This is a genomic window from Marinomonas sp. TI.3.20, assembly GCF_038155025.1.
GTDB lineage: Bacteria > Pseudomonadota > Gammaproteobacteria > Pseudomonadales > Marinomonadaceae > Marinomonas > Marinomonas flavescens.
The window spans coordinates 181,022-207,362 of the sequence record NZ_JBAKAS010000006.1 but is presented as its reverse complement, the minus strand read 5'-3'; the positions used below and the strand labels follow the sequence as shown (position 1 = coordinate 207,362).

Genomic DNA, 26,341 nt, shown 5'->3' with positions numbered 1-26,341 from the left:
GACTGACAAAGTGTCATGATAAATAGTTGTAGCACTAAAAAAGCTAATTGTGTCCCGTTCGTCTAGAGGCCTAGGACACCGCCCTTTCACGGCGGTAACAGGGGTTCGAACCCCCTACGGGACGCCATTCTAATTTATTAGAATAATATTATATGAATCGTGAGTTATAGCACTATAAAAGCTAGTTGTGTCCCGTTCGTCTAGAGGCCTAGGACACCGCCCTTTCACGGCGGTAACAGGGGTTCGAACCCCCTACGGGACGCCAACTTTGTTAAGACTTTTTTTATCTGATTTCTTTCAGACTAAGACGTCATTAAAGCAGTGGTTTCATCGTGATTCCAAGGCTATTTCTATTTGAGGTTTTTATAATCTCACCTATCTTGTTTTTTTAATTTTTATCCCCCTCTTTGCGTTAGTGTCGTAACTAAAACACTCATATTTTCAGATTATTTTTATACATTAGTCTTTAGCTAAAGCTGTTATATACCTCCGCTATCGATGTATCAGATTGTCTTGTTTTAAGTTCAAAGCTCTCTGGGAGGCTTGTGACTTTTACGCTATCATAGCCCACCGTTTTTATTCTGAGTTTATTCGTCTCCATGCAATGGTTTATTAATTATCAACAAGACTTAATTTCTCCATCTGACCGAGGTTTAGCCTACGGTGATGGTCTTTTTGAGACGATTAAAGTATTTCCCGCTGGATTTGAATATCTAGATGAACACATTGAGCGCCTTAGTCGCGGTTTAAAAAAACTGGCTATGCCGTATTCAGCCGCGCAATTGGCTCAGCTACGTTTTTTTCTACACGATTCTATTCTGCCTCTTGTTAACAAAGAATCAGTGGTGAAAATCATTGTCACAAGAGGTGAGGGTGGTCGAGGGTATTTACCTCCTAAAGAATGCCAACATACCATTTTGATAGGTCTTGCCGATGCACCAGATTACCAGGTGCAAAAAAATCGTGGAGTCGCTCTTGGTATATCTGATGTTCCTGTCAGTGAAAACCCCTTTTTAGCAGGGATGAAACACTTAAATCGTCTTGAAAACGTATTGGCCAAGCAAAAGTTAGACGATCAGCATTTTGAAGATGTGATGCTAGATGGTCATGGTTATGTGATTGAATGTATTCAAAGTAATATTTTTTGGTTTAAAGCAGGGGTCTTGTATACGCCGTCGTTGAGTCAAGCAGGGGTTCAAGGTGTTTTTCGTCACCATATATTGAGTGATCAAACACGCTATCATGCTGAAATAGGAAACTTCCCTTTACACACACTTAAACAAGCCGATGAAATTTTTATTACAAATAGTTTGATGGGTATTGTTCCGGTGATATCTCTATTAGGGTCATCCATGCCGATTGGCGTTCACACTCAACAATTACAGCAGCTGATGCAAACTAAGGATGTGCATGACGTTTATTAAATGGTTTATCAGATTTTTTGTTTTATTCGTTTCTTTAGGAGCTATTGTAGCTGCTGCCATTTACTACGCCATTACTGCGCCTATAGAACTGGCAAAAGAACAGCGTTTTTCTATTCATGCTGGGGATACATCCTATCAAATTGGCGAAGAACTGAGCAATAAAGGTTGGGTTTTAGATCCCATATTAGTACGAATTGTAACCAAATTGCATCCAGAGTGGATTCCTAAAGTAGGAGAATACGCGATAACATCTGGAATGAATTTATTAGACTTAATGGCTCTTTTTGACTCAGGAAAATCCATTGTTTATTCAGTAACCTTATTAGAAGGCAAAACGCTTCGTTATTATTTAGAAACGATGTCAGCAAAAAATAATATAACAATGTCGTTGGAAGGTTTGTCTAATGAACAAATTTCGAAGAAATTCTCTTTGGACGCCAGTAATCCAGAAGGGCAATTTTTTGCGAACACTTACCAATATCATAAAGGCGATACAGACTTCAGTATTTTGCAACAATCCCATCGTTTGCTAACCCAGACATTGACCTCTTTATGGGATAAAAGAGAAAAGGGGTTGCCTTATAAAACCCCATACGAAGCACTCATCATGGCCTCTATCATAGAAAAAGAAACAGGGGAGCCTTCTGAGCGACCATTGATTTCACGTGTTTTCGTAAATCGTTTACAAAAGGGAATGCGCTTACAAACAGATCCTACCGTCATTTACGGTTTAGGAGAAAATTTTAATGGTAACTTGACTAGAAAAGACCTTCGTTCCAAGTCTCCATATAATACGTATTTACACTTTGGGCTACCGCCAACGCCGATTGCCAATGTTGGGAAAGAGGCCATTATCGCGGCCTTGAACCCAGGTAAAACGACATCGCTATACTTTGTTGCCAAAGGCGATGGCACTCATGCTTTTTCCAGAACATTACAAGAGCATAATAAAGCGGTTGCTAAGTATCAAAAATATCATAGGCGAGCAGATTATAAATCGAGTCCAGAGTCTACTTCTAAGGAGAATTCAAAATGACTGGTAAATTTATCTCTTTAGAGGGCGGTGAAGGAAGTGGTAAGTCAACCGCTATTGAATGCATTAAAGCCTGGTTAGAGTCAAAAGGTATCGATTTTATTGTTACTCGTGAGCCAGGTGGCACGGCATTGGCTGAAGATATTCGCGCACTAATATTGGCGTCGCGTGATGAAACCGTTGATGATATGACGGAGCTCCTGCTGATGTTCGCCGCAAGAGCGCAGCATATGTCTCAAAAAATTCGCCCTGCATTGAAGAATAATATTTGGGTCATTAGTGATCGCTTTATTGATTCGTCTTTTGTTTATCAAGGTAAAGCTCGTGGTGGCGATTTAGAGATACTTAATACACTTACTAAATGGGTTGTTGGGGATGACAGGCCTGATGCCACGCTATTATTAGATGTTCCTGTAGCAATAGGTTTAGAGCGCGTTGCTCAACGAAAAAATGCAGACCGCCTAGATAAAGAATCTATTGTTTTCCATGAAAAAGTGCGAGCAGGCTTTTTAGAGCAGGCTTCATCTGAACCAGAACGGATAAAAATAATTGATGCTAGCCAGTCCCTTAGCAGTGTCAGTGAGCAAATCATATCGACACTAGATGCCCTTAAGTCTACCTGGGAAGAGAGTATTTAGATGACAGACATCGCTCCTTGGCTTACCGCTTCATTACGTCAAGTACAGGCTTTAAAAAAGCAAAAGAAGCTGTCGCATGCTTTATTAGTGACAGGCGCTGATGGCGTTGGTCAAGAAGTGCTGGCTCGCGCTATGGTCAAAGATTTAATGTGTGAAGAGTTGGATCAGGCGGCCGCTTGCGGTTACTGCCATTCATGCCAGTTAATTGCAGCGAACACACACCCAGATTTCCGTATTTTAGATGGTGAGGAAGGGACGATAAAAGTCGACCATATTCGCCAATTAACACAGAAAATCAGTCAAAAACCGCAAGTTGGTAACAATAAAGTTGTGCTCATCACTCACGCACAGGCAATGAATATTAACGCCGCCAACGCGGTATTAAAAGCATTAGAAGAGCCAGCGGACCAAACTTACTTCGTACTCACAAGCTCCCAGTCGAGCAGTTTATTACCCACCATTCGTAGTCGGTGTTTATTGGTCAATGTACCGACGCCAAACATTGATGAGGTGAAAAACTGGTTAAGTGGGCAGCCAGATGGGGATGAATTGAGCACGTTGTTTTGGTTAACCACTCAACCATTTCGTCTTATTGATATTGAAAAGCAGCAAAAAACCGCCATCTATACAGGATTGCCAAGCGCTCTTAAAACAATGTTGCTTGGTGAACAAGGAACAGACGTTGTATTAAAGGGCGTTAGTAACACCAATATTGAAGATTATTGCAATGGTTTGGCTGCTATTTTGCACCAGTGTATTAATCATTCTGCTGGGGCGGATTTACCTTCTGCTTTATTTGAGGTATATCCGGTCATCATGCGCCGCATGGGCATTCAGCAAATTATGCAGCGTTATCAAAGTCTGCAAAAAATGAAATCGGATCTTTTAAAAACCAACCTTAATCCGACCATACAACTTACATACGAATTAAATCAATGGTGACATTTTTATGTTAATTGACACTCACTGCCATTTAGACAAACTGGATTTAACACCCTATAACGGAGATATTAATGGCGCGATTGATGCGGCGGCTCAGAAGGGTGTGAAGCAAATGCTCAGTATCGCGGTAAATCTGGAAGACATGGATACTATTCTTGGCTTTACCCAGCGCGAAGGCATCTTTGCCAGTTGTGGTGTACATCCATTGCATGAAAAAGGACTTATTACGTCTCCTGATGCCCTAATGTCGCTTGCTCAACATGAGAAAATTATTGCCATTGGTGAAACGGGTCTTGATTACTTTTATGAAAAAGATGCCGAAGTGCATGAGAGGCAAAAAATAAGCTTTTCTCATCATTTAGCGGCGGCTGGCAAATTAGGTTTACCGGTTATTATTCATACGCGTGATGCCAAAGAAGATACTTTGTCGTTGATTCGTCAGTATGGTAATCCAAACACTGCTGGCGTATTGCATTGCTTTACAGAAGATTATGCTATGGCGAAAGAGGCGCTGGATGAAAACTATTTGATTTCAATTTCTGGAATAGTCACCTTCAAAACAGCGCAAGTGTTAAAAGAGACGGTTAAAAAGCTGCCATTGTCCTCTTTGATTGTTGAAACCGATTCTCCATATTTAGCGCCAGTGCCACATCGTGGTAAAAAAAATGAACCGCAATACGTGGCCGATGTTGCTCAGTTTGTCGCTGACATAAAAGGTATTCGGTATGAGGCTTTATTAGAAGCTACGGCGGAAAATTTCCACCGCGTTTTCACAAAAGCGAATGCTGAACAACGAATCACTGAATCAACCTAACTGTTTTGGCTGTTTTTTAATCAAAGTGAATTGAATTGTCTAGAAACCTCTTTAGTTTACCTTTTGCGTATAGGTGATTGGTAAATAAGGGTGTTAGTCTGAGATTATAAATTTAAAATATAACGGAAAAGAAGACATTCTTCTTTCGCAAGCCTGACCAAAAAGGCAGCTTGTTTTATTAAAGGAAGCTCATTGATGTCAAGTATGGTTACCCCACTTCCATATCAAGCCTTGTCGGCAAAAGTACCGGCAGATCATCTTCCATTCGAAACCCTCAAAGATATTGATGCATTAAGTGGCATTTTAGGGCAAGAACGAGCGGTAGAAGCGATTCAGTTTGGCGTTGCTATGCAGCGTCCAGGCTATAACATATTTGCCATGGGCGATTCTGGAACAGGTCGTTCATCGTATGTATTAAGTTATCTTAAAAGTGAAGCCAAACGTCGTACGCCACCTAATGAATGGGCGTATATTAATAATTTCACAGAAACACACCGACCTAAAGCCATTGAGTTTGCTCCTGGTAATGCGGCCGCTTTTGAAAAACAAATACGCGCGCTTATTGATGGTTTAATGGTTACGTTTCCTGCTGCGTTTGAAAACCCTTCTTATCAGCAACAAAAAGGGGCTATTGACCGAGCTTTTAATGAGCAATATGAGTCGGCAATTAATAAAGTCGAACGTGTTGCGGTAAAAATTGGCGTTGCTATGTTTCGTGATGCGTCTTCTGTTAGCTTTGCGCCAATGAAAGACGGCAAAGCAATCGAAGAGAATGATTTTGCTGGTTTAAGTGATGAAGATCGTGATGCTTTTCAAGAGTCTGTATCTAAACTGGAAAGTTTATTGAATGAAGAGCTATTAAGCTTGCCACTTTGGAAACGGGCGACTTACGAGCAATTGCGTCAACTTAATCTTGATACGGTCAATGAAGCATTAGATCCTTTAATGGCTCCCATGTTTGAAGAGTACGTAGCGCACGAAGCTGTAACAGCTTATTTGAAGGCGATGCGTGAAGACTTAGATAAAACCATTATGGATCAAGTGGCGGATGATAAGGTGTCGGAAAATCGAGATGAAGCCGGTCGTCGTCAATTGTATGAAGAGCTCTATTTGCCGAACGTAGCCGTGACTCATGAACCAGACGGCGGTATGCCAGTCGTTTATGAATCTCACCCAACGTATCGTAATTTATTCGGACAAGTGGAATACAGTAGCGACCAAGGTATGCTGATTCCAAGCTATCGCTTAATTCGTTCTGGCAGCTTGCATGCGGCGAACGGTGGTTATTTAATTCTTGATGCTGAAAAATTATTAACAGATCACTATTTATGGGAAGCATTGAAGCGTGCTTTGAAGAGTAAATCATTAAAAATTGAGCATCCATACGCAGATATGGGTTTAATGAATACGACGACCTTGGCCCCTCAAGATCTTCCTTTGCAAGTGAAAGTTGTCTTAATTGGTTCAAGAGACATTTATTACTTACTGCAAGATGCTGATCCAGATTTTCAAGAAATGTTCCGTGTTCTTGTTGATTTTGATGACACTCTAAAGCGCACAAAAGAGTCCGAATTGGCTTTTGCTCGTTTGATGAAAGATCGAATCGACAAAGAAGAATATGCGAATGTGACGCGCAATGGTGTGGCCGCTTTAATCGAATACAGTAGTCGCTTAGCGGAGCACCAGAACGAAATGGCGGCTAAGATTGGTGATGTTTTCGAATTATTAGGCGAAGCCGACTTTGTTCGAGAAATGGCGCATGAAAAGAATATTACTGAAGATCATATTGCTCGCGCTTTGAAAGCTAAAAAACACAGAACTGGACGTGTCAGTGAAAAGATCATTGAAGAAATCATTGAAGGTACTGTGTTGCTAGAAAGTGACGGTCATGCGGTGGGGAAAATTAATGGTCTGACCGTAATGCAAATTGGCGATAGTAGCTTCGGTGCACCGGCACGTATTTCCACTACAGTGCATCCGGGCGGGAAGGGCATCATTGATATCGAGCGCGAGTCTAATCTAGGTCAAAATATTCACTCGAAAGGTGTGCTTATTTTATCGGGTTATCTCGGTAATAAATATGCTCAACGTTATCCCTTAGATATTTCTGCTTCAATCGCGATGGAGCAAAGTTATGGTTATGTAGATGGTGACAGTGCGTCAACCGCTGAACTATGTTGCCTGCTTTCTGCACTGATCCAAATACCTTTGCGTCAAGATCTTGCTATTACTGGCTCGTTAAACCAATACGGTGAAATTCAAGCAATTGGTGGGGTAAATGAAAAAATTGAAGGCTTCTTTAATGTCTGTAATGCTCGTGGCTTGAGTGGTACACAGGGGGTAATTATCCCTAAATCAAACGCGAATAACCTAATGCTCAGTGACGAAATTGTAGATGCGGTAAAGGCCGGACAATTCCATGTCTATGCCATTTCTTCCGCGGATGAAGCGTTACATTTACTAACGGGAATGGAACCTGGCGTTGCAGATGAACATGGTGACTACCCAGAAGGAACTATCTCTGCCAAAGTGATTGAGCGTTTAGAAGAAATTTCTAAACTAGGTGATGAGGACGAAGAAGAGGATGACGACGAAAATGAATGTGATGCTAAACCTACGGAAAAAAAATCACATCAAGATAAGTCGTCAAACAAAGATTAGTATTTACCGTTAGTTCGCTTCATTATTTTGACTGTGCACTTACCGTTAACTAATGAAAAAACAGTGTAATAGAGATCGCCTGCTTTTATGTAGCTGGCGATCTCTTTTTGTTTGCTAGGTCGATGGACTTTTAACACTTCAGCTTGATGAAAAACCTTACCAGCTATGAATTTCTCAGTCACTTTATTTGCCGCATTTTTCGCATCGTAATCGCTGCATTCAGACTCAGACCATGATGGTGAGCTGATTATTAACGTTAAAAGGGTAGTTAGTAATCGAACTTTTACACTGTACATAACCTATAAAACCTATCGTTTACTGTATCAAATCATAAAAAGGTGGATCGAATTGCTATTTTTTAAGCAAAAGGTCGACGGCTCTAATTATTATCAAAATTACTTCGGAGACTGTGTCATGACGTTACAGCGTAAGTTTTCACTGGTGGTATTCGCCTCCGCCATCATTGTTGCGTTAATTGTTGGCTCTTTTGGTTACTTCCAACTAAAGAGCACCTTAGTAGATGGCCTGAATAATCAGGTATCGTCGATTGCAGAAGGACAATCTCGGACTATCTCAGAATGGATTCATGGCAAAACATCGACTATTAATGGTTTAAATGAGCACTTTATTAAGCATGATGTGACGGTTGGCGCACTTTTACAAGCTGAAAAGTCGGGTAATTTTGACTTGGCGTACATCGGTACGACAGCTGGAAAAATGGTATTAAGTCATCACACCCCTTTACCAGCAGATTACGACCCACGAACTCGCCCTTGGTATAAAAAAGGCCTCGATTCAGACAAGGTTGAATACACAGAGCCTTATGTTGATGCTAGTACAGGAAAGTTGGTTATTTCAGCAGCCAAGAAGGTAGAAGATGGTACCGAGATAAAAGGTGTAATTGGTGCGGATATCAATTTAACTAGTCTGGTTAAAAGCATTCTCAATGTTAAATTAATGGACAGAAGTCGTGTGTTTTTAGCGACAAGCGAAGGAACAATTATTGCTCATCCTAATGAAAAGCTCACGCTAAAAAATATGAAAACATCTTTGGGTTATGGCGTGAGTGTTATCGATAAAGGAAATGGAAAACTGGTCGAAGTTCCCTCTGCAGAGGGTATTGACTTAGTGGCAGGTGTCGCTGTTCCAAATACGAATTGGATTATCTTTTTCCAATTAGACAAAGCGACCGCAATGGCGCCTTTGCACAATCTATTAATCGCTCTGATTATTGCAATGGTTATAGCGGCCTTACTAGTCAGCATTGTTATGGGGCTGGTTAGTCGAAAATTGTTGAGTGGTATTGATCAAGTCAGCCAAGCGTTGGCGCAAATGAATAATGGACAAGGCGATTTAACCACTCGCATTCCAGAAAATAGTAATGATGAAATTGGTCATTTGGCGCGCCATTTTAATGGCTTTCTACAAACTTTGGCGGGCATTATTAGTGAAATCAAAGCGTTATCATTTAATCTTAATAATTTAGCACAGGATTCTCATCGATTAACCTCTCAATCATCTTTGGAGCTCAGTATTCAATTAGATGAAATTACCGCTGTAGCGACAGCAGTAGGTCAAATGTCTACTGCGACACATGAAATTGCCTCAAACGCTGAAAGTACAGCAAATGCTTCTAAAGAAGCCTTTCAGAATAGTCAGCTAGGCGCTAATAAAGTCGTAAAAAGTAAAGAGTCAATTAGTGAATTAGCCATACAAGTGAATGATGCTTCTAATATTATTGGTAATCTCGATCAGCAAGTTCAGAGCATTAGCGGGATTTTGGTGACTATTCAGAACATTTCTGCACAAACTAATTTGTTAGCATTAAACGCTGCCATAGAAGCGGCGCGAGCAGGAGAGCAAGGTCGTGGTTTTGCTGTGGTTGCTGATGAAGTACGAGTGCTCTCGCAAAGAACACAAAATTCCACCGAAGAAATCAAGGAAATGATCGATGGCTTGAATAATACGGCTAAAAAAGCAGTGGGGATCATGGTATCGGGCCAAACAACTGCAAATAACTCGGTTAAAGACGCGATTTCGGCGGCAGAAAGTCTGGTAGCAATTCAAAATTCGGTGCAACGTATTAGTGATATGTCATTGCAAATTGCGAGCGCAGCAGAAGAGCAAAATATTGTTACCAGTGATATTTCAAATAATAGTTTATCAATCAAAGAAATCGCTAATAAGTTAGCAATAGAGTCCCATGAGAGTGCAAAAGGTGCTGAATCCTTAGCAGAATTAGCACAACGATTAGAGCAGCAAATCGCAAGATTTACTCTTTAACAAGGAATCTCGTTGGATCCTATTGAGTCTCGCTTTTCTATTTGTGTTTAGGCAATGAAAAGGGTAAATTCTTGATACCATACATAATAAATAGCAATGCTAAATTTTATAATTGCCCCGACTAGAGGAAATTTTTAATGTACAAACGTCTTTTTATTGGTGCACTCGCTACCTTAGCGTTATCGACTAATGTGTTTGCGCACGGTGTTTGTGAGGTTAGTCCTCTACATCACGATATGGAAAGCATTAAAACGCACTTAAAAGGTATGGCATCCAATCTGAAAGCGGGAGACAACGCAGAAGCGACTAAGAACGTAGAGCAAGTCATTGCTTTGTTCAAAGATGCTCGCACACAAACGCCCTATCTATTTACTGAGAAAAAATTGGCAGGTGATGAGCTTGCAAAAGAAACGGCTAAATACCAAAGTGTGATTGACGATACCATTAACGTCTTCTCTTCTTTAGAAATAGCATTAAAAAATAATGACTCTGATAAAGTGAAAACCTTGCTAGGACAGATTGGCAAGCAAAGACAGATAGGGCACAGTACGTTTAAAGCGGATTGCTAACCGTCTAATTGATGACCTCGCTTGAATTGACTGTTACAATGCTGCGCGATAAAGAGAGGTAATTATGGCTCGTACTAAAAAATCACGCAGCATGCGCGGTAAACTTGGAAAAACAGGTTCAAAGGAAATGATGAAAGAGCAAAATAAAGCTCGTAAATCATCATCGACTCGCCGTTTTAAAGTAAAGAAATCCAAGGAACGCAAAGAGCAAGCGACTAAGAAGCTTGATAGACTTGGGCTGCTTCCTGCAAAAGAAGCGGCACAGGCAGTTGCACGTCCACGTCGTTTTGTGTTCGTGAAACCTAAAGAAGAGAAAGAACCCGAATTTATTAAGCCGACATTAACGTCTGGGATAAATCAGGAAACTGAAGATTTGTCTGTTGATGAATTGTTGTCAGCTTTCTCTGAAGAGAATTAAGCAAATATCTGTAAAATATAAAAAAGGCTGCTTTTGCAGCCTTTTTTTATACCCAAATTATCCATTACAATAAGAATTATCTATACGGGATGAGTTGAAACATGAATGTGAAAGCGTCTGTTCCTATGTCAAGTGTGCGTTATTTGTTGAAGGCCGTCGAGGATCAAGGTTTAGACAGCAATGCATTATTAGAAAGCTTGGATATTTCACGCTCAGATATTGAACAAAATACTCATTTTCCTGCTTACCAGTATGGCATGTTATACCAACGTATTATGTGGCTTGTGCAAGACGAGTCATTTGGCATGTTAAGTGGTGGTAAAGTGCCTAATGGAACTTTTCGTATGATGTGTCTATGTATCATTCATGCGCGTACTTTGGCGCATGCAATGTACCGGTGCAGCGATTTTTACGATATTTGCCGTGGCCCGACAATCAAACCTGTGTTGATCAAAAAAGGGCGCTTTGCAATGGTCACTTTTGCCCCGATCGAATCAGTAGAGTCAAACATTAACGATTTAGTTGTTCCAGAATCCAAAGAACAATTACGCACTACACTTTCTATGTGGCATCATTTTATATGTTGGTTAATTGGCCGACGGTTAAATTTAAAAGCGGCGTATTTTACCAGCGAACGACCTAATGACGTTGAATACTATAAAACCTTGTTTCAATCGGAGGTTAAATTTAATCAACATGCAAATGCCCTTGTTTTCCCCGCGAGTTACCTCGATATGCCCATTGTTCAAACAGAAGACAGTTTACGGGGCTTCCTGAAAACAGCACCGTACCAATTGTTAGTGATGGTTGAAAATGATAACAGTTTAAAATCTCAAGTAATGGCGATGTTAGGTAAAGACTTTTCAAGAGAGATGCCGAGTGCTGATGAAGTGGCGAGCGCGCTCAATATGAGTGTTTCTACTCTAAGACGTCGACTTAATGATGAAAAAACTTCCTATCAGCAAATTAAAGACGAATGTCGTAAAGAGGCGGCCATTACCTACATGAATGCTCCACAGCTGAGTATTAATGACATCGCGACATTAATGGGATTTGATGAACCTAGTGCTTTTTTTCGCTCATTCAAAAAATGGACTGGAATGACGCCGGGTGAATATCGAAAAAGTGATGAATTTCTGAAGTTCTGCCATTCTATGAAAAGCATATAAAACGGTATTTTGTGAGCAATTTTTTTTCATATTGGTTTTTTTTGTCATGAATAACGGATTGAAATGTTATTGAGTGATTTGCTTACTTTTACCATGATATAAAGATGCATCAGCTCGGAAAAATTACCGGAGAATAAAAAATGAGCGATTATCTATATCCCCTAAACGACATTCTTTTTACGCTACAACAGGTGGCTCGCTTCGATCGCTTGGCCCCTTACATTGAAGGCGGCCTTGATGACGATTTGCTTGAAGCGATTTTAATAGAAGCAGGCAAGTTAACCGAACAGGTTATTGCTCCGCTAAATTGGTCTGGAGATCAAGAAGGCTCCCGAGTTGAAAATGGTGATGTGTTTGAAGCAACGGGCTTTAAAGCTATTTATCGTAGCTACTGTGAAGGGGGATGGGGTTCTCTTTCCGGTGCAGTTGAATATGGTGGCCAAGGCTTACCTTCTAGTATTGCGACCGCAGTCAACGAAGGTGTTCAAGCCGCTAATCTTGCTTTTTCGCTATGTCCTTTATTGAGCCAAGGCGCTATCGAAGCAATCAGCTCTCATGCGAGCGAGACCCTGAAAGATACCTACTTACCGAAAATGTTAAGCGGTGAGTGGACTGGCACAATGAACCTAACAGAGCCTTCTGCAGGTACTGATTTGGCCGCCATTGCTTGTAAGGCGTCTCCTGATGGCGATGTTTATCGTATTAAGGGTCAAAAAATCTTCATCACGTGGGGGGATCATCAAATGAGTGACAACATCATTCATTTAGTCTTAGCTCGTCTTCCTGATGCCCCTAAGGGTGTAAAAGGGATATCGCTATTCATTGTTCCTAAGTTTTTATTAGACTCTGAAGGCAATCCAGCAGACCGTAATGATGTTCAGGTTGTGTCTGTAGAACATAAAATGGGAATACATGCATCGCCTACGTGTGTCATGAGTTTTGGTGATAATGATGGTGCGATTGGGTATCTAGTTGGTGCGCAAAATGAAGGCATTAAGGCCATGTTCACCATGATGAACAATGCGCGTCAGGGTGTTGGTTTGCAAGGCTTAGCCATTGCAGAGCGCGCCTATCAACAAGCATTAGAGTACGCCAAAGAACGTAAGCAAGGTATGAAACCAGATCGCTCTGGGAAAGCAGCCATTATTGAGCATCCTGATGTGTTACGGATGTTGATGACCATGAAGTCTCAGATCGATGCTATGCGCTCACTAATTTACTTTGCTGCGGTAGAAAATGACGTATCGCATTTAGCCGATGGCGACCATAAGACGATTGCTAAAACACGTAGTGCATTGTTAACTCCGATTGTGAAAGGCTGGATTACTGAGCAAGCTCAGGAAATTACATCTTTAGCTATTCAGGTGCATGGCGGAGTAGGTTTTATTGAAGAAACAGGTGTAGCGCAGCACGCTCGTGATGCTAGAATTTTGCCTATTTATGAAGGTACAAACGGTATTCAAGCAATTGACCTAATAGGCCGTAAGTTGTTTTCAGATAAAGGAGCGGCCATGGGCGCTTTATTTTCAGAAATGAAAATTGAGCTTGAAGAATTGGCCATGGGCGCGGCCAGCGTTAATGCAAAAAAAGTGTTAGCCACGATTGAACTGGCAGAACAAGCAACTCACCAATGTTTAGAGGCTATGAACAAAGATTCCAATCTGGGAACAGGCTCTGCGTATTCCTATATGATGATGATGGGCAATGTGATTGGCGGCTGGTTGCAAACTAGAGCGCAAATGTTGAGTGAGAAAAATGCCGCATTCAGTGAACAGCAGAAGCAATCTTGGAAACAATCAGCAGACTTCTATTGCGATCATATTTTAGAACGTGCTAAATATCAGGCTTATACAGTCATGAATGGACAAGGATCTATCGACGAGCTGAATGAAAATAGTTTTTCAAGATAGTTCTCACACCACAATACCGTAGAATAATAAAAATGCTAAGCCTGCTGTAGGAGATGTTATGACAGACAGAGAAGTTATGGAGTTTGATGTAGTAATCGTAGGTGGAGGCCCAGCGGGGCTTTCAGCTGCTTGTCGTTTGATGCAAAAAGCTCAAGAGAATAAACAAGAACTTAGTGTCTGCTTGGTTGAAAAAGGCTCAGAAATTGGCGCGCATATTTTATCCGGTGCCGTGGTTGACCCAAAAGCGCTAGCTGAATTATTTCCCGATTGGAAGGCGATGGGTGCGCCGTTACTGACCGAAGTAAACGTTGATGAATTATATTGGTTAGGTTCTGAATCAGCCAAACATAAATTAAGTAATTGGATGATTCCAAAAACACTCCATAACGAAGGCAATTATGTCATTAGCCTTGGTAATTTATCTCGATGGTTAGCCGAGCAAGCTGAATCCTTGGGTGTTGAAGTTTTCCCAGGGTTTTCTGCAGCACACATTGCTTATAACGAAAGCGGCGATGTAGAAGGTATTATTACCGGTGACATGGGCGTTGCAGCAGATGGCTCGCATAAAGATGGTTATATGCCGGGCATGTTGTTAAAAGCCAAATACACCGTATTTTCTGAAGGGTGTCGTGGTCATTTGGGTAAAGAACTTATTGCTCATTTTGACCTTGATAAAGGTAAGGCTCCTCAGCATTATGGACTTGGTATTAAAGAGCTTTGGGATGTGCCTGAAGCACAAAGTAAACCGGGTACCGTTATTCATACCGCAGGCTGGCCGCTTGGTAAAGAAGCGGGTGGCGGTGGTTTTCTTTATCACTTAGAAAACAATCAAGTGGTTGTCGGTCTTATTGCTGATCTAAATTATAAGAACCCTTATTTTAGTCCTTATGACGAGTTCCAGCGCTATAAACATCACCCTCTGATAGCAGAACATCTAAAAGGCGCTAAACGCGTCTCTTATGGTGCTAGAGCCATTGCTAAAGGTGGTTGGGCTTCTTTGCCAAAAATGAGTTTTCCTGGCGGCCTAATGGTAGGTTGTGATGCTGGTACGTTAAACCCTGCAAAAATCAAAGGCACTCATACCGCAATGAAAAGTGGGCTGCTAGCCGCCGATGTTATATGCGACGCCTTGCAGAAAGAGTCTACATCGACCGATCTTGCTCATTATGATGAAATAGTTAGAAACTCTTGGTTAGGCAAAGAACTTGAGCAGGCTCGTAACTTCGTTCCTGTAATGCATTCTCTTGGAACATTTTGGGGTGGGGCGTATAACTGGTTAGATCAAAATATGTTTTCTGGCCGCTTGCCTTTTACCTTTAAAGATCTGACGCCTGATTACGCCTGCTTGGAACTTGCTGAAAAGCATACTGCGCCAAATTATCCAAAACCTGATGGAAAGTTAAGTTTTGATAAATTATCGTCAGTATTTTTATCTAATACTAACCATGAAGAAGACCAACTATGCCATTTAGTACTGGCCGATAAGTCGATACCTATTCAACAGAATTTGCCAAAGTTTGCTGAGCCTGCTCAGCGTTATTGTCCGGCTGGTGTCTATGAAGTAGTTGAAAGTAAAGAGGGTTCGAGTTTTCAGATCAATTCTCAAAACTGTATCCACTGTAAAACTTGTGATATTAAAGATCCGGCTCAAAATATTACCTGGGTCACGCCAGAAGGGGCCGGAGGTCCTAATTACCCTAATATGTAATGCTTTCTATCAGCCTGTACTCAATAGGTTCATATCCAAACTTCCTGACTATGACATATGGGTCGCTATTTGCGGCCCATATGTTTTCATTCGCTGCTGGATTTAATACCCCGACTGATCAATAATAGATTTTTATACTAAGGGGATATTTATGCGACTGTGGGTTGATGCTGATGCCTGTCCGAACGTCATCAAAACCATTTTATTTCGTGCCGCTGAGCGAGTTGAAATACCCTGTATTCTTGTTGCTAATCAAGCAATTGCTATACCTCCCTCCAAATGGATTGAAAGAAGAGTTGTGAGTTCTGGTTTTGATGTGGCTGATAACTATATCGTGGAACACGTAGCAACACCTGATCTGGTAATAACCGCAGATATTCCTTTAGCCGCAGAGGTTATTGAGAAAGGCGCATTGGCTGTTAATCCTAGAGGGGAATTATATACGCGTGAGAATATCAAACAACGTTTGGCCATGCGGGATTTTATGGAGCAAATGCGTTCTTCCGGCGTTCAAACAGATGGCCCTTCAACTTTTAACCAGCAAGATAGGAAGGCGTTTGCGAATACACTTGATAAAGTGTTGGCACAGCGAGCAAAATAAATTCTATGGTTTCAATGAATAATCAGGAAAGCGCTTTGTGAGTGCTTTCCTGATTATTCAGTTATAGGGGCGTTTTTAAATGAAGAGAATTATTGTTGTTGGCGGTGGTGCAGGTGGCTTGGAATTGGTTACCCGCTTAGGTCATGGATTAGGTAAAAAGCGTAAAGCAGAAATTATTTTAGTTGATCGCAGCCGTACACATATTTGGAAGCCTCTTCTTCATGAAGTGGCAACAGGGTCTATTGATATTAATAACGATGGTGTTAACTACCGAGCTCATGCGGCAAAACACCATTATCAGTTTCAGCTCGGAACAGTCACTGGAGTCGATCCAGACACAAAGAATATTACACTCGATTCATTAAGTGATGATAAAGGCCAGCTCATATTGCCTGAAAGGAGTCTTTCCTACGATATACTTATCATGGCTGTTGGTAGCGTCAGTAATGATTTTGGTACGCCAGGTGTCGCAGAGCATTGTTATTTCTTAGATTCACATAAACAAGCGGAGCGTTTCCAACAAGCGTTACTAAATCAATTTTTACGAGTTTATCAAGAAGGTCCAGATACTAAGCTTAAAATTGCCATCGTAGGTGGTGGTGCTACAGGGGTTGAATTATCCGCTGAGTTATTCCACGTAGCAGATTTAATGAAAGCATATGGTATGCCTGAAATGTCTGGTAAACGCGTGCATATTGAACTTGTGGAAGCGAGTAACCGAATTCTTCAAGCGCTGCCTGATCGTATAGCTAATCTTGCGTCAAAAGAGCTCATCCGCTTAGGCGTTCAACTTAGTGAAAATACACGAGTGGTTCGCGCAGATGTGGATGGATTTCAAACCGCTGAGGATAAGCTTATTGCCGCAGATCTTATGATATGGGCCGCAGGCGTAAAAGCACCAGACTTTATCAAGAATATCGATGGCTTCGACACTAATCGTAGCAATCAAATTATTGTTAAAGGTACGCTTCAATCGTTAAATTTTGATGATGTATATGTTATCGGTGATTGTTGTGCTTGTGAGCAACCTGATGGCTCATTTGTTCCACCGCGTGCGCAATCTGCGCATCAAATGGCATCTTTAGTTTATGCGAATATCCAGGCATCTTTTAAAGGTGAATCACTTAAAGAATATATTTATAAAGACTATGGTTCTTTGGTCAATCTGAGCAACTACAGTACGGTTGGCAGCTTAATGGGTAATTTAATGGGCGGCTCCATGTTTGTAGAAGGCCGCATTGCTCGTTTTGTTTATGTCTCTCTCTACCGATTGCACCTTATTGCTATTCATGGATGGTTTAAAGCAACCATCATCATGGCGGCACAGAAGATTGGTAAAGTCGTTAAACCAAAATTAAAACTGCATTAGACATTAATGCTACTTACGAAACCGACTTTATGAGTCGGTTTTTTTTTGCTTATCCCTCTTATCTCTATTCAAATGTGTATTAACTAATGAGGTGTATTCGGTTCAATGCGAAGGCTTGACCTATGTGTTACCAATAGGTTTTACAATAGTTACTATCAGATTTAATGAAGGAGTGCTTATGCGTGTTATTGATCTCGCCAAAAAAGCCAATGTGACGAGTGAAACTGTTCGTCACTATACACGTTTAGGGTTGATTCAAGCGCAACGAGACCCGAATAACGGTTATCAGATTTATGATAATACCGCGTTCACGCGGATGCAGTTTATACAGCAATCACGCACGTTAGGTTTCAGTTTGAAACAAATTGAAGAGATCCTAGATCAGGCTGATAGCGGAGATTCTCCTTGTCCTATGGTACGAGATTTGTTGCAAAAGAAAGTCCCTGAAACCAAAGCCAAGATAGCACAACTACAGGCGCATTTAGCGACTATGGAAGCGGCTTTATCAAACTGGGAAAGTATGCCGAATGGTACACCAGACGGCCACTCTATTTGCTGTTTAATCGAAGATTGGGAAGATAAAAAAGATCATGATAGTGATCATTAAGGAGACAATATGTCAGACATTAATGAAAAATTAGCCCACACCAATGAGCCCCATATTTTAACCTTGGACCTAGCCGTTGGTGGTATGTCCTGCCAAGGTTGTGTCTCGAAAGTGAGACAAAAAATTCAACAAAAAGATGTCAACGCACAGGTTGTGGGAACACCAAAAGAGAATCGCCTTGAAGTGCAAACCATGCTTCCAGAAGAGCAAGTGGAAGCGTGTATTCGTGACGCAGGTTACCAGACATTAGGCCATTTTGAGGGTCCAGAAGCCCGTGTAGATTCGACAGAACAAGCCAATTTACCCAATTCTTATCAACTGGCGGTTGAAGGCATGTCATGTCAGAAGTGTGTTGGCAAGATACGCAGTAGCATTCAACGCTTAGACAAAGGCGCACAAGTTGTCGGCACACCAAAAGAGAATCGCCTTGATGTTATCTCTTCGCTTTCTCAGCAAGCGATTGGTGATGCCATAATTGAGGCGGGTTATGAGTATTTTGGCGATTATGTTGAACAGCTTCAGCCACAAGAGCAAACGCTAGTAAACTCAGAAATCACCCCAGACAAGAGTACAAAAGCAAACCAATCGAACATTAGTGAAATCAATAATGAGCACGCTCAAAAATACCAATTTTCGTTAACTGGTATTACTTGTGCTGGTTGTGTAAACACGATTCAAAAAGCGTTGGATAATGTCTCTGGGGTGCAAAAAGCGGAAGTGAATTTTGCAAGCCGTACGGCTCAAGTGTCTTCTTTGACAGATGCCGATGCCTTAATTAAAGCGGTCGAATCTTCCGGCTATGGTGCGTCATTGATCGAAGATGTTGATCAAGCAGAAGAAGATCGTCAAAAAAACGAACAGCAAGAATTCCATGATAAACGAAACTATGCCGTACTCGGTTTGGTTATGGGTATTCCTCTAATGCTGTATGGTTTATTGGGCGGCAATATGATGGTCGACACCGGATATCAGCGATTAAGTTGGGGGCTGATTGGCCTGGTAACTTTATTGGTGATGGTCGTAGCCGGAAAAAACTATTACCGCAGTGCATGGCGAGCGTTTAAATCCCGCCAGTCGAATATGGATACCCTGATCACCATAGGAACGATCAGTGCTTGGTTGTATTCCATGGCGATTATTATTGCCCCTAGTGTGTTCCCTGAAAACGCACGTCATTTGTACTTTGAAGCCAGTGTAATGATTCTTGGTCTGATTAATTTAGGCCAAGCGCTAGAAGTGCGAGCAAGAGGGAAAACCAGTGCAGCATTACGTCGCTTATTAGACCTGCGCCCTAAAATAGCTATAGTAATGAGAGAAGGTAAAGAAATCTCTCTTGCGGTTGAGCAGATACAAATTAACGATATTATACGAGTTCGCTCAGGTGAAAAATTTCCTGTTGATGGCGTGGTTAGCGAAGGGGAGTCGAGTGTCGACGAGGCTATGTTGACAGGCGAACCGCTGCCAATCGAGAAACGTCCCGGTGATAAAGTTTCAGCAGGGACCATTAATGGCAAAGGTTCATTAACTTATAAAGCAACCGGCATAGGGTCAGATACCTTGTTGGCGCAGATTATTGATATGGTTGGCACAGCGCAAAATTCAAAACCACCGATTAGTCGTCTAGCAGACCAAGTGTCTTCTGTTTTCGTTCCTAGTGTCATGATGTTGGCAACGTTGGCGGCATTAGCTTGGTTTAACTTTGGCCCATCTCCTGTCATTGTCCATATGTTGGTTGCGGCTGTTTCTGTCTTAATTATTGCATGCCCTTGTGCGCTTGGCTTAGCAACCCCCATTTCAACTATGATCGGGGTCGGCAAGGCTGCCGAGTATGGAGGTTTGATTCGTAATGGCGAGTCATTGCAACGAGCCAGCGAGCTAACCACTATAGTGTTGGATAAAACCGGCACTATTACAGAAGGCAAACCTAAAGTAGTGCATCAAATACTGGCGGCTGGCGCCGATGAAGAACACCTTGCTAAATTAGTGTCTTCTTTAGAGAAAGGGGCGAATCACCCATTGGCCAATGCCTTGATGAATCATGCTGAATTAACCAGCCAAGACAGTTATGAGACGTCGCAATTTGAGTCTATTGTTGGGCGTGGCTTAAAAGCGACTATCCAAGGCCAGTTCTATTTCTTAGGTAACCAAGCGCTAATAAAAGAGCAGAATATTGATTTTTCTCAAATGGACAGCATTGATGAACAATACGCCGCGAGTACGCAAGTCTATCTTGCAGATCGCGATCAAGTATTGGCGGTCTTTTGTATTGAAGATCCTATAAAATCTGGCTCAGCAAGTGCGATTAAGACACTTCAACAAGCGGGTCTTAAAGTCATCATGTTATCAGGAGACAATCATAATAGCGCAGCCTTGGTAGCGAACAAGCTGGCTATTGATGATTTCCATGGAGAATTAATGCCTAACGACAAGCTTGAGTGGGTACGTAAACTCCAAGCCAAAGGCGAGGTTGTTGGCATGATAGGCGATGGTATTAACGATGCGCCGGCATTGGCACAAGCAGACGTGGGTTTTGCCATGGGTGCTGGCACTGACGTGGCAATGGAAAGCGCAGACATCACCTTAATTCGCAGTGATTTAGCCAGTGTTGCTCAGGTCATCGAAGTAAGCCAAGCGACATTACGAAACATAAAACAAAATTTATGGGGAGCGTTCGCGTATAACAGCCTAGGAATTCCGTTGGCGGCTGGGGTACTTTTCCCCTTTACTGGATGGTTGCTTAGCCCAATCATAGCTGGCGCAGCCATGTCTTTATCTTCCATTACCGTGGTCGCGAATGCTAACCGCTTACGTCGGTTTAAAGCCAATCTTTCATCTTCTGATGTTCAAAATAAATAGGAGGAAATTATGTCTTTTCTTATTAATATTCTAGGGGTGTTACTCATTGCTTTAATCGCTTGGTGGTTTTGGGCACCCAGCAAAAAGAAATAAGGGAGGCCTCATGTTCCGTAATGAATCAGCCTCCCTTGCTAAAGTGACTATTTATCTTTCACAAATCTCTAGATTGAGTGCCACTGACTTTTTTCAACAATGGCACAATTTTCATGGTATTGAATTTCTACAGCTTGAGTTGAAAAAACAACGAATTGTCATTCATTATGATGTCCTACATGTATCACTTGTGATGATACTTGATAGCATTAGAAGTGGTGGAATGGTGTTAAAAGGAGGGCTGTTTTACCGCTGGCGCTTGAATTTGGCTAAAAATGTGGAACTTAATATTAAAGACAATCTGAATCATGTTCCACATTGTTGTGGTAAAGCGCCGAGTAAAATACTAATGAAGAAATAATGATTTTTCAAATCCGCTTTATGGATACTGAGATAATTAAGTTTTTGCTGGTATTATAGGCATCGTAAAAACTCGATTTGGCGATAAGGAAACTATGTAATTCTGTAGTTTCCTTTTTTATTGCCCGTCTTTCAATAAAGCAGTAGGAAATAAAATATATGCAATCTTATAAGTGGGGTATCTTTGCCATCGCGTTAGGCGCATTCGGCATAGGCACAACAGAATTTATGCCAATGGGATTACTGCCCGTGATTGCAGAGGGTGTTCATGTATCCATTCCAACAGCAGGGTTATTGATCAGTGCTTATGCTTTTGGCGTTATGTTTGGTGCGCCTATTATTACCTTATATCTCAGTCGGTTCAGTCGTAAAAATGCCCTTATTGGTCTAATGAGTGTCTTCGTTATAGGCAATATATTTGCGGCTTTGGCGACTAGTTATGAAGTCTTGATGTTTGCTCGGATTATTACAAGTCTTGCACATGGTGCTTTCTTTGGCATCGGCGCTATGGTCGCTATGAATTTAGCCCCACCTAATAAGCAAGGTTCTGCCTTGGCATCTATGTTTCTAGGTTTAACCATTGCAAATATTGTGGGCGTACCTATTACTACGTGGTTAGGTCAAAACATTGATTGGCGAATGGCGTTTGCGGTGACTGCCGTCTTAGGTTTGATTGCCATGTTTGGGCTAGCACGAAATCTTCCTGCAATGCCAGCAACTGAAAAGACCGATGTACGTAAGGAGTTGAAAGCGATTATTCAACCTGCTGCATTACGGGCTTTTGCAACAACGGTATTGTGCGCAGGCTCTATGTTCACTCTATATACCTATATTGCTCCAATTCTACATACATTAGCGAATGCATCCGAAAATACAGTGGCTACGATGCTCGCCTTGGCTGGTATTGGTTTTACCTGTGGTAATTATATCGGTGGTAAGTTATCAGATAAGTCGCCAGATTTAGCATTATTTACCATTTTAACAGCCCAAATTATTGCTGCGTGTTTATTTAGCTTAGTCGCAACAACCACGCTCACAGCTGGCATTATGGTCTTTTTCTGGGGCGTAGCTATTTTTGGTAGCGGACCAGCATTACAGATGAAAGTCATGAAAATAGCAGATCAAGCGCCAGGGTTGGCATCCTCTATTAATATAGGTGCGTTCAACTTGGGAAATGCATTAGGTGCGGTATTAGGTGGTTTGGTGATTACCCTTGGCTTCAGCTACGCTTGGATTCCCAGTGTTGCTGCCTCTTTGTCATTCCTAGCTATTATTCTTGTACTAATCAGTAGAATGCTTGCTAAAAACAACGCTATTTTGAATTAGAGCAGTTCTAAATAGTTTAAATATAGACAGAAAATGAGTTCCAATGATTATTTTTGCTCTATGTGAGTTTGACAATATTAAGTTAAAATAAGAAAAAACAGGCAGTCACTAATAGAATAGGGTGCTGCCTGAGTAGATTTTAGATACGACTATGTGGTTTTGAATAAGTTTGCTTTGGTTTCATAATTTTTAGTCACTAGATTTATTTTAGTACTGCTTTGTTGTAATTGTTCCATTAATTCGGACAATGACTTAATAGATTGGGCATTTTCGCCAACTTGATGGTTCATTTCAGAGATTAATTTTTCTTGCTCTACAGACTCTTGAGCTATATTTTTGCTAGAGATAACCGCGCTACCAACGGATTTAGCCCTTTCTAATAAAGCTTTAGATATAGTATCTGCGTGTTCAACACTGATCGATGTTCTTTCTCTTCCTGACTCCATTGATTGTACCGTGTTGGCAACACTGGCATTTAAATTCGCCAATACCTTCTCTATATCATCCGTTGAATTACTGGATCTCTTAGCAAGTGTTCTTACTTCGTCTGCAACTACAGCAAAACCTCTACCGGTTTCTCCTGCTCTTGCTGCCTCTATTGCTGCATTCAAGGCTAATAGATTTGTTTGATCTGAAATGCTACGAATAGAATCAAGCAGCTTAGTAATGGAGTCAACATCCGTTGTTAATGAGTGCAGTGAGCCAGAAATTATGGATGTATTTTCTGATAATAGCTCCATGTCTTTCATTATTTCAAACGTTTGATTACTGTCTTTCAATATACCTTGCTCTAGTTCACCGATAAGGTCCGCAGATTGTGTACTGCTTTGTGAAATTGAGCGCATTGTCTGTGAAATATCTTCTGCTGATATTGCTACGCGTTGAGCGCGCTCATTTGTGGTTACTGCGTACTCTGTTACTTCTTTGCTGATGCTCTGAATTTGATTGCTACTAGAAACTAACTCGTTCGCGATATGTTGATAGTCTATAAACAAATTTACGAGCTTATCTAACAAGAGGTTAAACGTCGTTTCGGCATTTGATGTAGGGTTATGCAAACGAATGGAAAGATCATTATTATCGGAAATAGCCGAGATAGCTTTGGCTATATTAATGTTTGAAGTAGATTCTTTTTTCATCTGTAAGGCCATATAAATTAAAAGAACAGCCTCCGAAGTAGCAAAAAGACAATGAACTATCATTACCCAAATAGTATGAGGCCCGGCAAAAATCATCACCGGCATATCACCAATTGAATAACCACTCATTTGAACAAACATAAAACTGATATGATAAATTGCTGTGGTCAGCAAGGCGGCTACAATCGGCTTCCAGCTTTGATACACCAAAAAAACCACCATAGCGGCAAAGATATGAAAGTGCATTTCAATCATACCAAGCTGACTTTGTATCAAGGCTGAAGATGACAGCATGGTCAAAATAGCAGCGCAGATAGAAAACATTTGCTTGCCTTTGAAAAAGCTATAAAGGCACTGAGTGAGTACAAAAAGAATCGTCGCGCTGATTAAGGTAAAGCTAAATAAACTAGCGCCAACTAAGCCACTAATCAATAAAACGGGGATTTGTATAAGTAAGAAACGATAAATAAGTAAGTCGTTTTTTGAAGAATTATCTACTGCTACTGCTACTGTCATTGTTTAGCCCCTCAACGAGCTCTAGTGAATGCCTTAAAGTGTCTATACGGTACTAATAGAATTTTGGATTACCTTTAAGAGAATAATGCTTTTTTTCATCTCAATTCTTTATTTAAGAACAAATTGGATGATCATAAGAAGTAAAAAGAAAAGATTGTATGGCCTTTCTATCAATCGCAGTAGGGGTAATTACAAAATTTGACCAAATGGATAAAAAAACAATTAAACAAAATGAGGAGGGAGATAATAGCTTCAGTTATCTACGAGACGATAGCAGATTTAGCGGCTAACTTTATTAAGTTAGCCTTGTGAAAAAGCCTATGAGTTTCCACATAGGCTATGATTATTTAATTTAATGAATTGTTGCTTTAACCATTCAGCGCTCTGGCTTCAGCAACAGTTAAGCCTTTTAGTTCAGGCCAGTTTTGCTCCGCTGTTTGTATATTACCAGGAACGTCTCTTAACCAGGCTTTTTGTACATCTTTATTCAAATTTAAATACAACTTACCTTCCACTATTTTCCATGCTGTCGGGTCTACATCAAATTTTAGACCCATCGCGGTGCCCATTGCACAGAAATTACCGAACTGTGGTGCATATTTAACTTTATCTTTATTAAATAAATTTCTGTTTTGTTCAGAAACAAAATGAAAGGTGGCATTTTTGTAATTTGAAGTGAATTCATTACTGCCTAATACCGGCTTACCCATTGTAAAGTAGGCAACGGTATCATAGCCTTGAATCGCAAGATCGTTAGCGTCAGCATTTGAATCAATATCTGCGGCAAAAGTAGCTGCGCTAGAAAAAAGTACGGTTGCTGCAGCGATGTGTTTAATAATAGTTGAGACTTGCATGGTGTTGTCCTTTTATTTAGTTCAATTGAGTCACTCTAGTGTATTTTTATTGCCCATAGAATAAGCGTCGAAACGTCTTAAAATTGATACAAATCGTCCAAGTAAGTGAATTAAGTAGGTGACTTTGAACAAACTAGATAGCGTGTTAGAGAGTTTTTCTATCCATTCTGAGATCATTTTTAATGGTGATTTTTGTGGAGGTAAAACATTTGGGGTCAAAAATGCAAAGAATGGAGGGCACTTGCATTATCTTCGCTCTGGAACATTGACCGTTTTGCATGACGCTGGCCATAAAATGGTGTTTGAACAGCCATCGATTATCTTTTTGCCTTATTCTACAACTCATAGAATCATCACAGAAGATCAGCAAACAGCAGAGTTAATATGTGCTGAGATCCAATTTACCGCGCTAGAACAGCAAAAAGTAGTGTCTGGATTGCCGAGTATTATTTTCCATGAGCTAAACGGGGACGCTTTAACGGATACCGTCACTTGGCTTTTTAAAGAAGTCGGTTCTGTAGGTCTTGGTCAGAAAAGCATTGTCAGTAAACTATGCGATATTTTATTGATTCAGTTGTTCAGAAAATTAACCGAAGAAGGATGGATTATACAAGGTATGCTGGCGGGACTGAGTCATCCACAGCTAGCGAGCACATTGATCAAGTTACAAGAAGCACCAGAATCGGATTGGACATTGGCGCTCATGGCAGAACATGCTGCCATGTCACGATCAAAATTCGCTGATTTGTTTCGAGCCACAATTGGTCAAACACCGAATGATTTCCTCACTGATTTACGTATTTCTATGGCGCAGCAATTACTGTCACAAGATAAACCTGTGGGTTTCATTGCCAATAAAGTGGGATACGAAGATGGCTCAGTACTGGCAAGAGTATTCAGAAAGAAAACAGGCATGTCACCAAAGGAATGGCAGAAGCAGCAACACGCCGCGCATCTAAACTAAAAACAGAAGAACATACTCAAAAAGAAATGATTTATCTGTATGCGAATCTAGAGTTTGTGTATGAGCCTTAAAGGTATTCAAAGTTTA

General features: G+C 41.0%; 23 protein-coding genes and 2 tRNA genes. 22 read left to right on the top strand and 3 right to left on the bottom strand.

Going from position 1 to position 26,341, the window contains the following annotated elements; translation table 11 throughout:
• Positions 1 to 51 precede the first annotated feature (51 nt).
• From V6259_RS08835 to V6259_RS08800, 8 genes are all read left to right on the top strand, one after another.
• Positions 52 to 127: transfer RNA gene (locus V6259_RS08835), tRNA-Glu, on the top strand.
• Between the two features lie 62 nt (positions 128 to 189).
• Positions 190 to 265: transfer RNA gene (locus V6259_RS08830), tRNA-Glu, on the top strand.
• Positions 266 to 599: 334 nt separating this feature from the next.
• Entirely contained in the window at positions 600 to 1,424 is an 825-nt protein-coding gene (pabC, locus tag V6259_RS08825) for an aminodeoxychorismate lyase (RefSeq protein WP_341584242.1), read from the top strand.
• On the top strand, positions 1,411 to 2,460 hold the full coding sequence (gene mltG, locus V6259_RS08820; protein ID WP_341584241.1) for an endolytic transglycosylase MltG: 1,050 nt from the start codon (positions 1,411 to 1,413) through the stop codon (positions 2,458 to 2,460). Before pabC ends, mltG begins: the two co-directional genes overlap by 14 nt.
• Positions 2,457 to 3,095, top strand: coding sequence for a dTMP kinase (gene tmk, locus V6259_RS08815; protein WP_341584240.1), 639 nt, complete (start codon positions 2,457 to 2,459; stop codon positions 3,093 to 3,095). The genes mltG and tmk overlap by 4 nt, the downstream gene beginning before the upstream one ends.
• Positions 3,096 to 4,037 carry a DNA polymerase III subunit delta' gene (gene holB, locus V6259_RS08810; protein WP_341584239.1) on the top strand — a complete coding sequence of 314 codons (942 nt, stop codon included), beginning with the start codon at positions 3,096 to 3,098 and terminating at the stop codon, positions 4,035 to 4,037.
• Positions 4,038 to 4,044: 7 nt separating this feature from the next.
• Positions 4,045 to 4,851, top strand: coding sequence for a TatD family hydrolase (locus V6259_RS08805; protein WP_133012901.1), 807 nt, complete (start codon positions 4,045 to 4,047; stop codon positions 4,849 to 4,851).
• Between the two features lie 195 nt (positions 4,852 to 5,046).
• Complete coding sequence (locus V6259_RS08800) at positions 5,047 to 7,512, top strand: Lon protease family protein (protein ID WP_341584238.1); 2,466 nt, start codon at positions 5,047 to 5,049, stop codon at positions 7,510 to 7,512.
• Here V6259_RS08800 and V6259_RS08795 read toward each other — a convergent pair.
• Positions 7,509 to 7,808, bottom strand: a complete 300-nt coding sequence (locus V6259_RS08795; protein WP_341584237.1) for a hypothetical protein — start codon at positions 7,806 to 7,808, stop codon at positions 7,509 to 7,511. The genes V6259_RS08800 and V6259_RS08795 overlap by 4 nt on opposite strands.
• A gap of 118 nt (positions 7,809 to 7,926) precedes the next feature.
• On the opposite strand from V6259_RS08795, the gene V6259_RS08790 reads away from it, so the two are divergent.
• The 13 genes from V6259_RS08790 (at position 7,927) to V6259_RS08735 (ending at position 22,781) form a co-directional block, all read left to right on the top strand.
• Positions 7,927 to 9,795, top strand: a complete 1,869-nt coding sequence (locus V6259_RS08790; protein WP_341584236.1) for a methyl-accepting chemotaxis protein — start codon at positions 7,927 to 7,929, stop codon at positions 9,793 to 9,795.
• 137 nt (positions 9,796 to 9,932) lie between these two features.
• A complete protein-coding gene (locus V6259_RS08785; protein WP_341584235.1) occupies positions 9,933 to 10,364 on the top strand; it encodes a cytochrome b562 in 432 nt (143 codons plus the stop codon).
• Positions 10,365 to 10,428: 64 nt separating this feature from the next.
• Positions 10,429 to 10,782, top strand: a complete 354-nt coding sequence (locus tag V6259_RS08780) for a hypothetical protein (protein ID WP_133012906.1) — start codon at positions 10,429 to 10,431, stop codon at positions 10,780 to 10,782.
• A 101-nt stretch (positions 10,783 to 10,883) separates the two neighbouring features.
• Positions 10,884 to 11,951 (top strand): AraC family transcriptional regulator, encoded by a 1,068-nt coding sequence (locus V6259_RS08775; protein ID WP_341584234.1) that lies wholly within the window; start codon positions 10,884 to 10,886, stop codon positions 11,949 to 11,951.
• 140 nt (positions 11,952 to 12,091) lie between these two features.
• Positions 12,092 to 13,861, top strand: coding sequence for an acyl-CoA dehydrogenase (locus V6259_RS08770; protein ID WP_341584233.1), 1,770 nt, complete (start codon positions 12,092 to 12,094; stop codon positions 13,859 to 13,861).
• 58 nt (positions 13,862 to 13,919) lie between these two features.
• Positions 13,920 to 15,569 (top strand): electron transfer flavoprotein-ubiquinone oxidoreductase, encoded by a 1,650-nt coding sequence (locus V6259_RS08765; protein WP_341584232.1) that lies wholly within the window; start codon positions 13,920 to 13,922, stop codon positions 15,567 to 15,569.
• 151 nt (positions 15,570 to 15,720) lie between these two features.
• Positions 15,721 to 16,170, top strand: a complete 450-nt coding sequence (locus tag V6259_RS08760) for a YaiI/YqxD family protein (RefSeq protein WP_133012910.1) — start codon at positions 15,721 to 15,723, stop codon at positions 16,168 to 16,170.
• A 79-nt stretch (positions 16,171 to 16,249) separates the two neighbouring features.
• Positions 16,250 to 17,539: an NAD(P)/FAD-dependent oxidoreductase gene (locus tag V6259_RS08755; protein WP_133012911.1), complete on the top strand. Its 1,290-nt coding sequence runs from the start codon at positions 16,250 to 16,252 to the stop codon at positions 17,537 to 17,539.
• A 178-nt stretch (positions 17,540 to 17,717) separates the two neighbouring features.
• Positions 17,718 to 18,146: a MerR family DNA-binding protein gene (locus V6259_RS08750; protein WP_341584231.1), complete on the top strand. Its 429-nt coding sequence runs from the start codon at positions 17,718 to 17,720 to the stop codon at positions 18,144 to 18,146.
• A 9-nt stretch (positions 18,147 to 18,155) separates the two neighbouring features.
• Complete coding sequence (locus tag V6259_RS08745; RefSeq protein ID WP_341584230.1) at positions 18,156 to 21,002, top strand: heavy metal translocating P-type ATPase; 2,847 nt, start codon at positions 18,156 to 18,158, stop codon at positions 21,000 to 21,002.
• A gap of 6 nt (positions 21,003 to 21,008) precedes the next feature.
• Positions 21,009 to 21,095, top strand: coding sequence for a hypothetical protein (locus tag V6259_RS20035; RefSeq protein ID WP_445928506.1), 87 nt, complete (start codon positions 21,009 to 21,011; stop codon positions 21,093 to 21,095).
• Between the two features lie 10 nt (positions 21,096 to 21,105).
• On the top strand, positions 21,106 to 21,456 hold the full coding sequence (locus V6259_RS08740; protein WP_341584229.1) for a hypothetical protein: 351 nt from the start codon (positions 21,106 to 21,108) through the stop codon (positions 21,454 to 21,456).
• 158 nt (positions 21,457 to 21,614) lie between these two features.
• Positions 21,615 to 22,781, top strand: coding sequence for an MFS transporter (locus tag V6259_RS08735; RefSeq protein ID WP_133012914.1), 1,167 nt, complete (start codon positions 21,615 to 21,617; stop codon positions 22,779 to 22,781).
• Between the two features lie 149 nt (positions 22,782 to 22,930).
• Here the strand turns inward: V6259_RS08735 and V6259_RS08730 are convergent, their stop codons facing one another.
• Together V6259_RS08730 and V6259_RS08725 are read right to left on the bottom strand one after the other, a co-directional pair.
• Positions 22,931 to 24,436, bottom strand: coding sequence for a methyl-accepting chemotaxis protein (locus V6259_RS08730; protein ID WP_341584228.1), 1,506 nt, complete (start codon positions 24,434 to 24,436; stop codon positions 22,931 to 22,933).
• Between the two features lie 368 nt (positions 24,437 to 24,804).
• Positions 24,805 to 25,290 carry a YHS domain-containing (seleno)protein gene (locus V6259_RS08725; protein WP_341584227.1) on the bottom strand — a complete coding sequence of 162 codons (486 nt, stop codon included), beginning with the start codon at positions 25,288 to 25,290 and terminating at the stop codon, positions 24,805 to 24,807.
• A gap of 124 nt (positions 25,291 to 25,414) precedes the next feature.
• Here V6259_RS08725 and V6259_RS08720 point away from each other — a divergent pair, with 124 nt between their 5' ends.
• Positions 25,415 to 26,254, top strand: a complete 840-nt coding sequence (locus tag V6259_RS08720) for a helix-turn-helix domain-containing protein (RefSeq protein WP_133012964.1) — start codon at positions 25,415 to 25,417, stop codon at positions 26,252 to 26,254.
• Positions 26,255 to 26,341 lie beyond the last annotated feature (87 nt).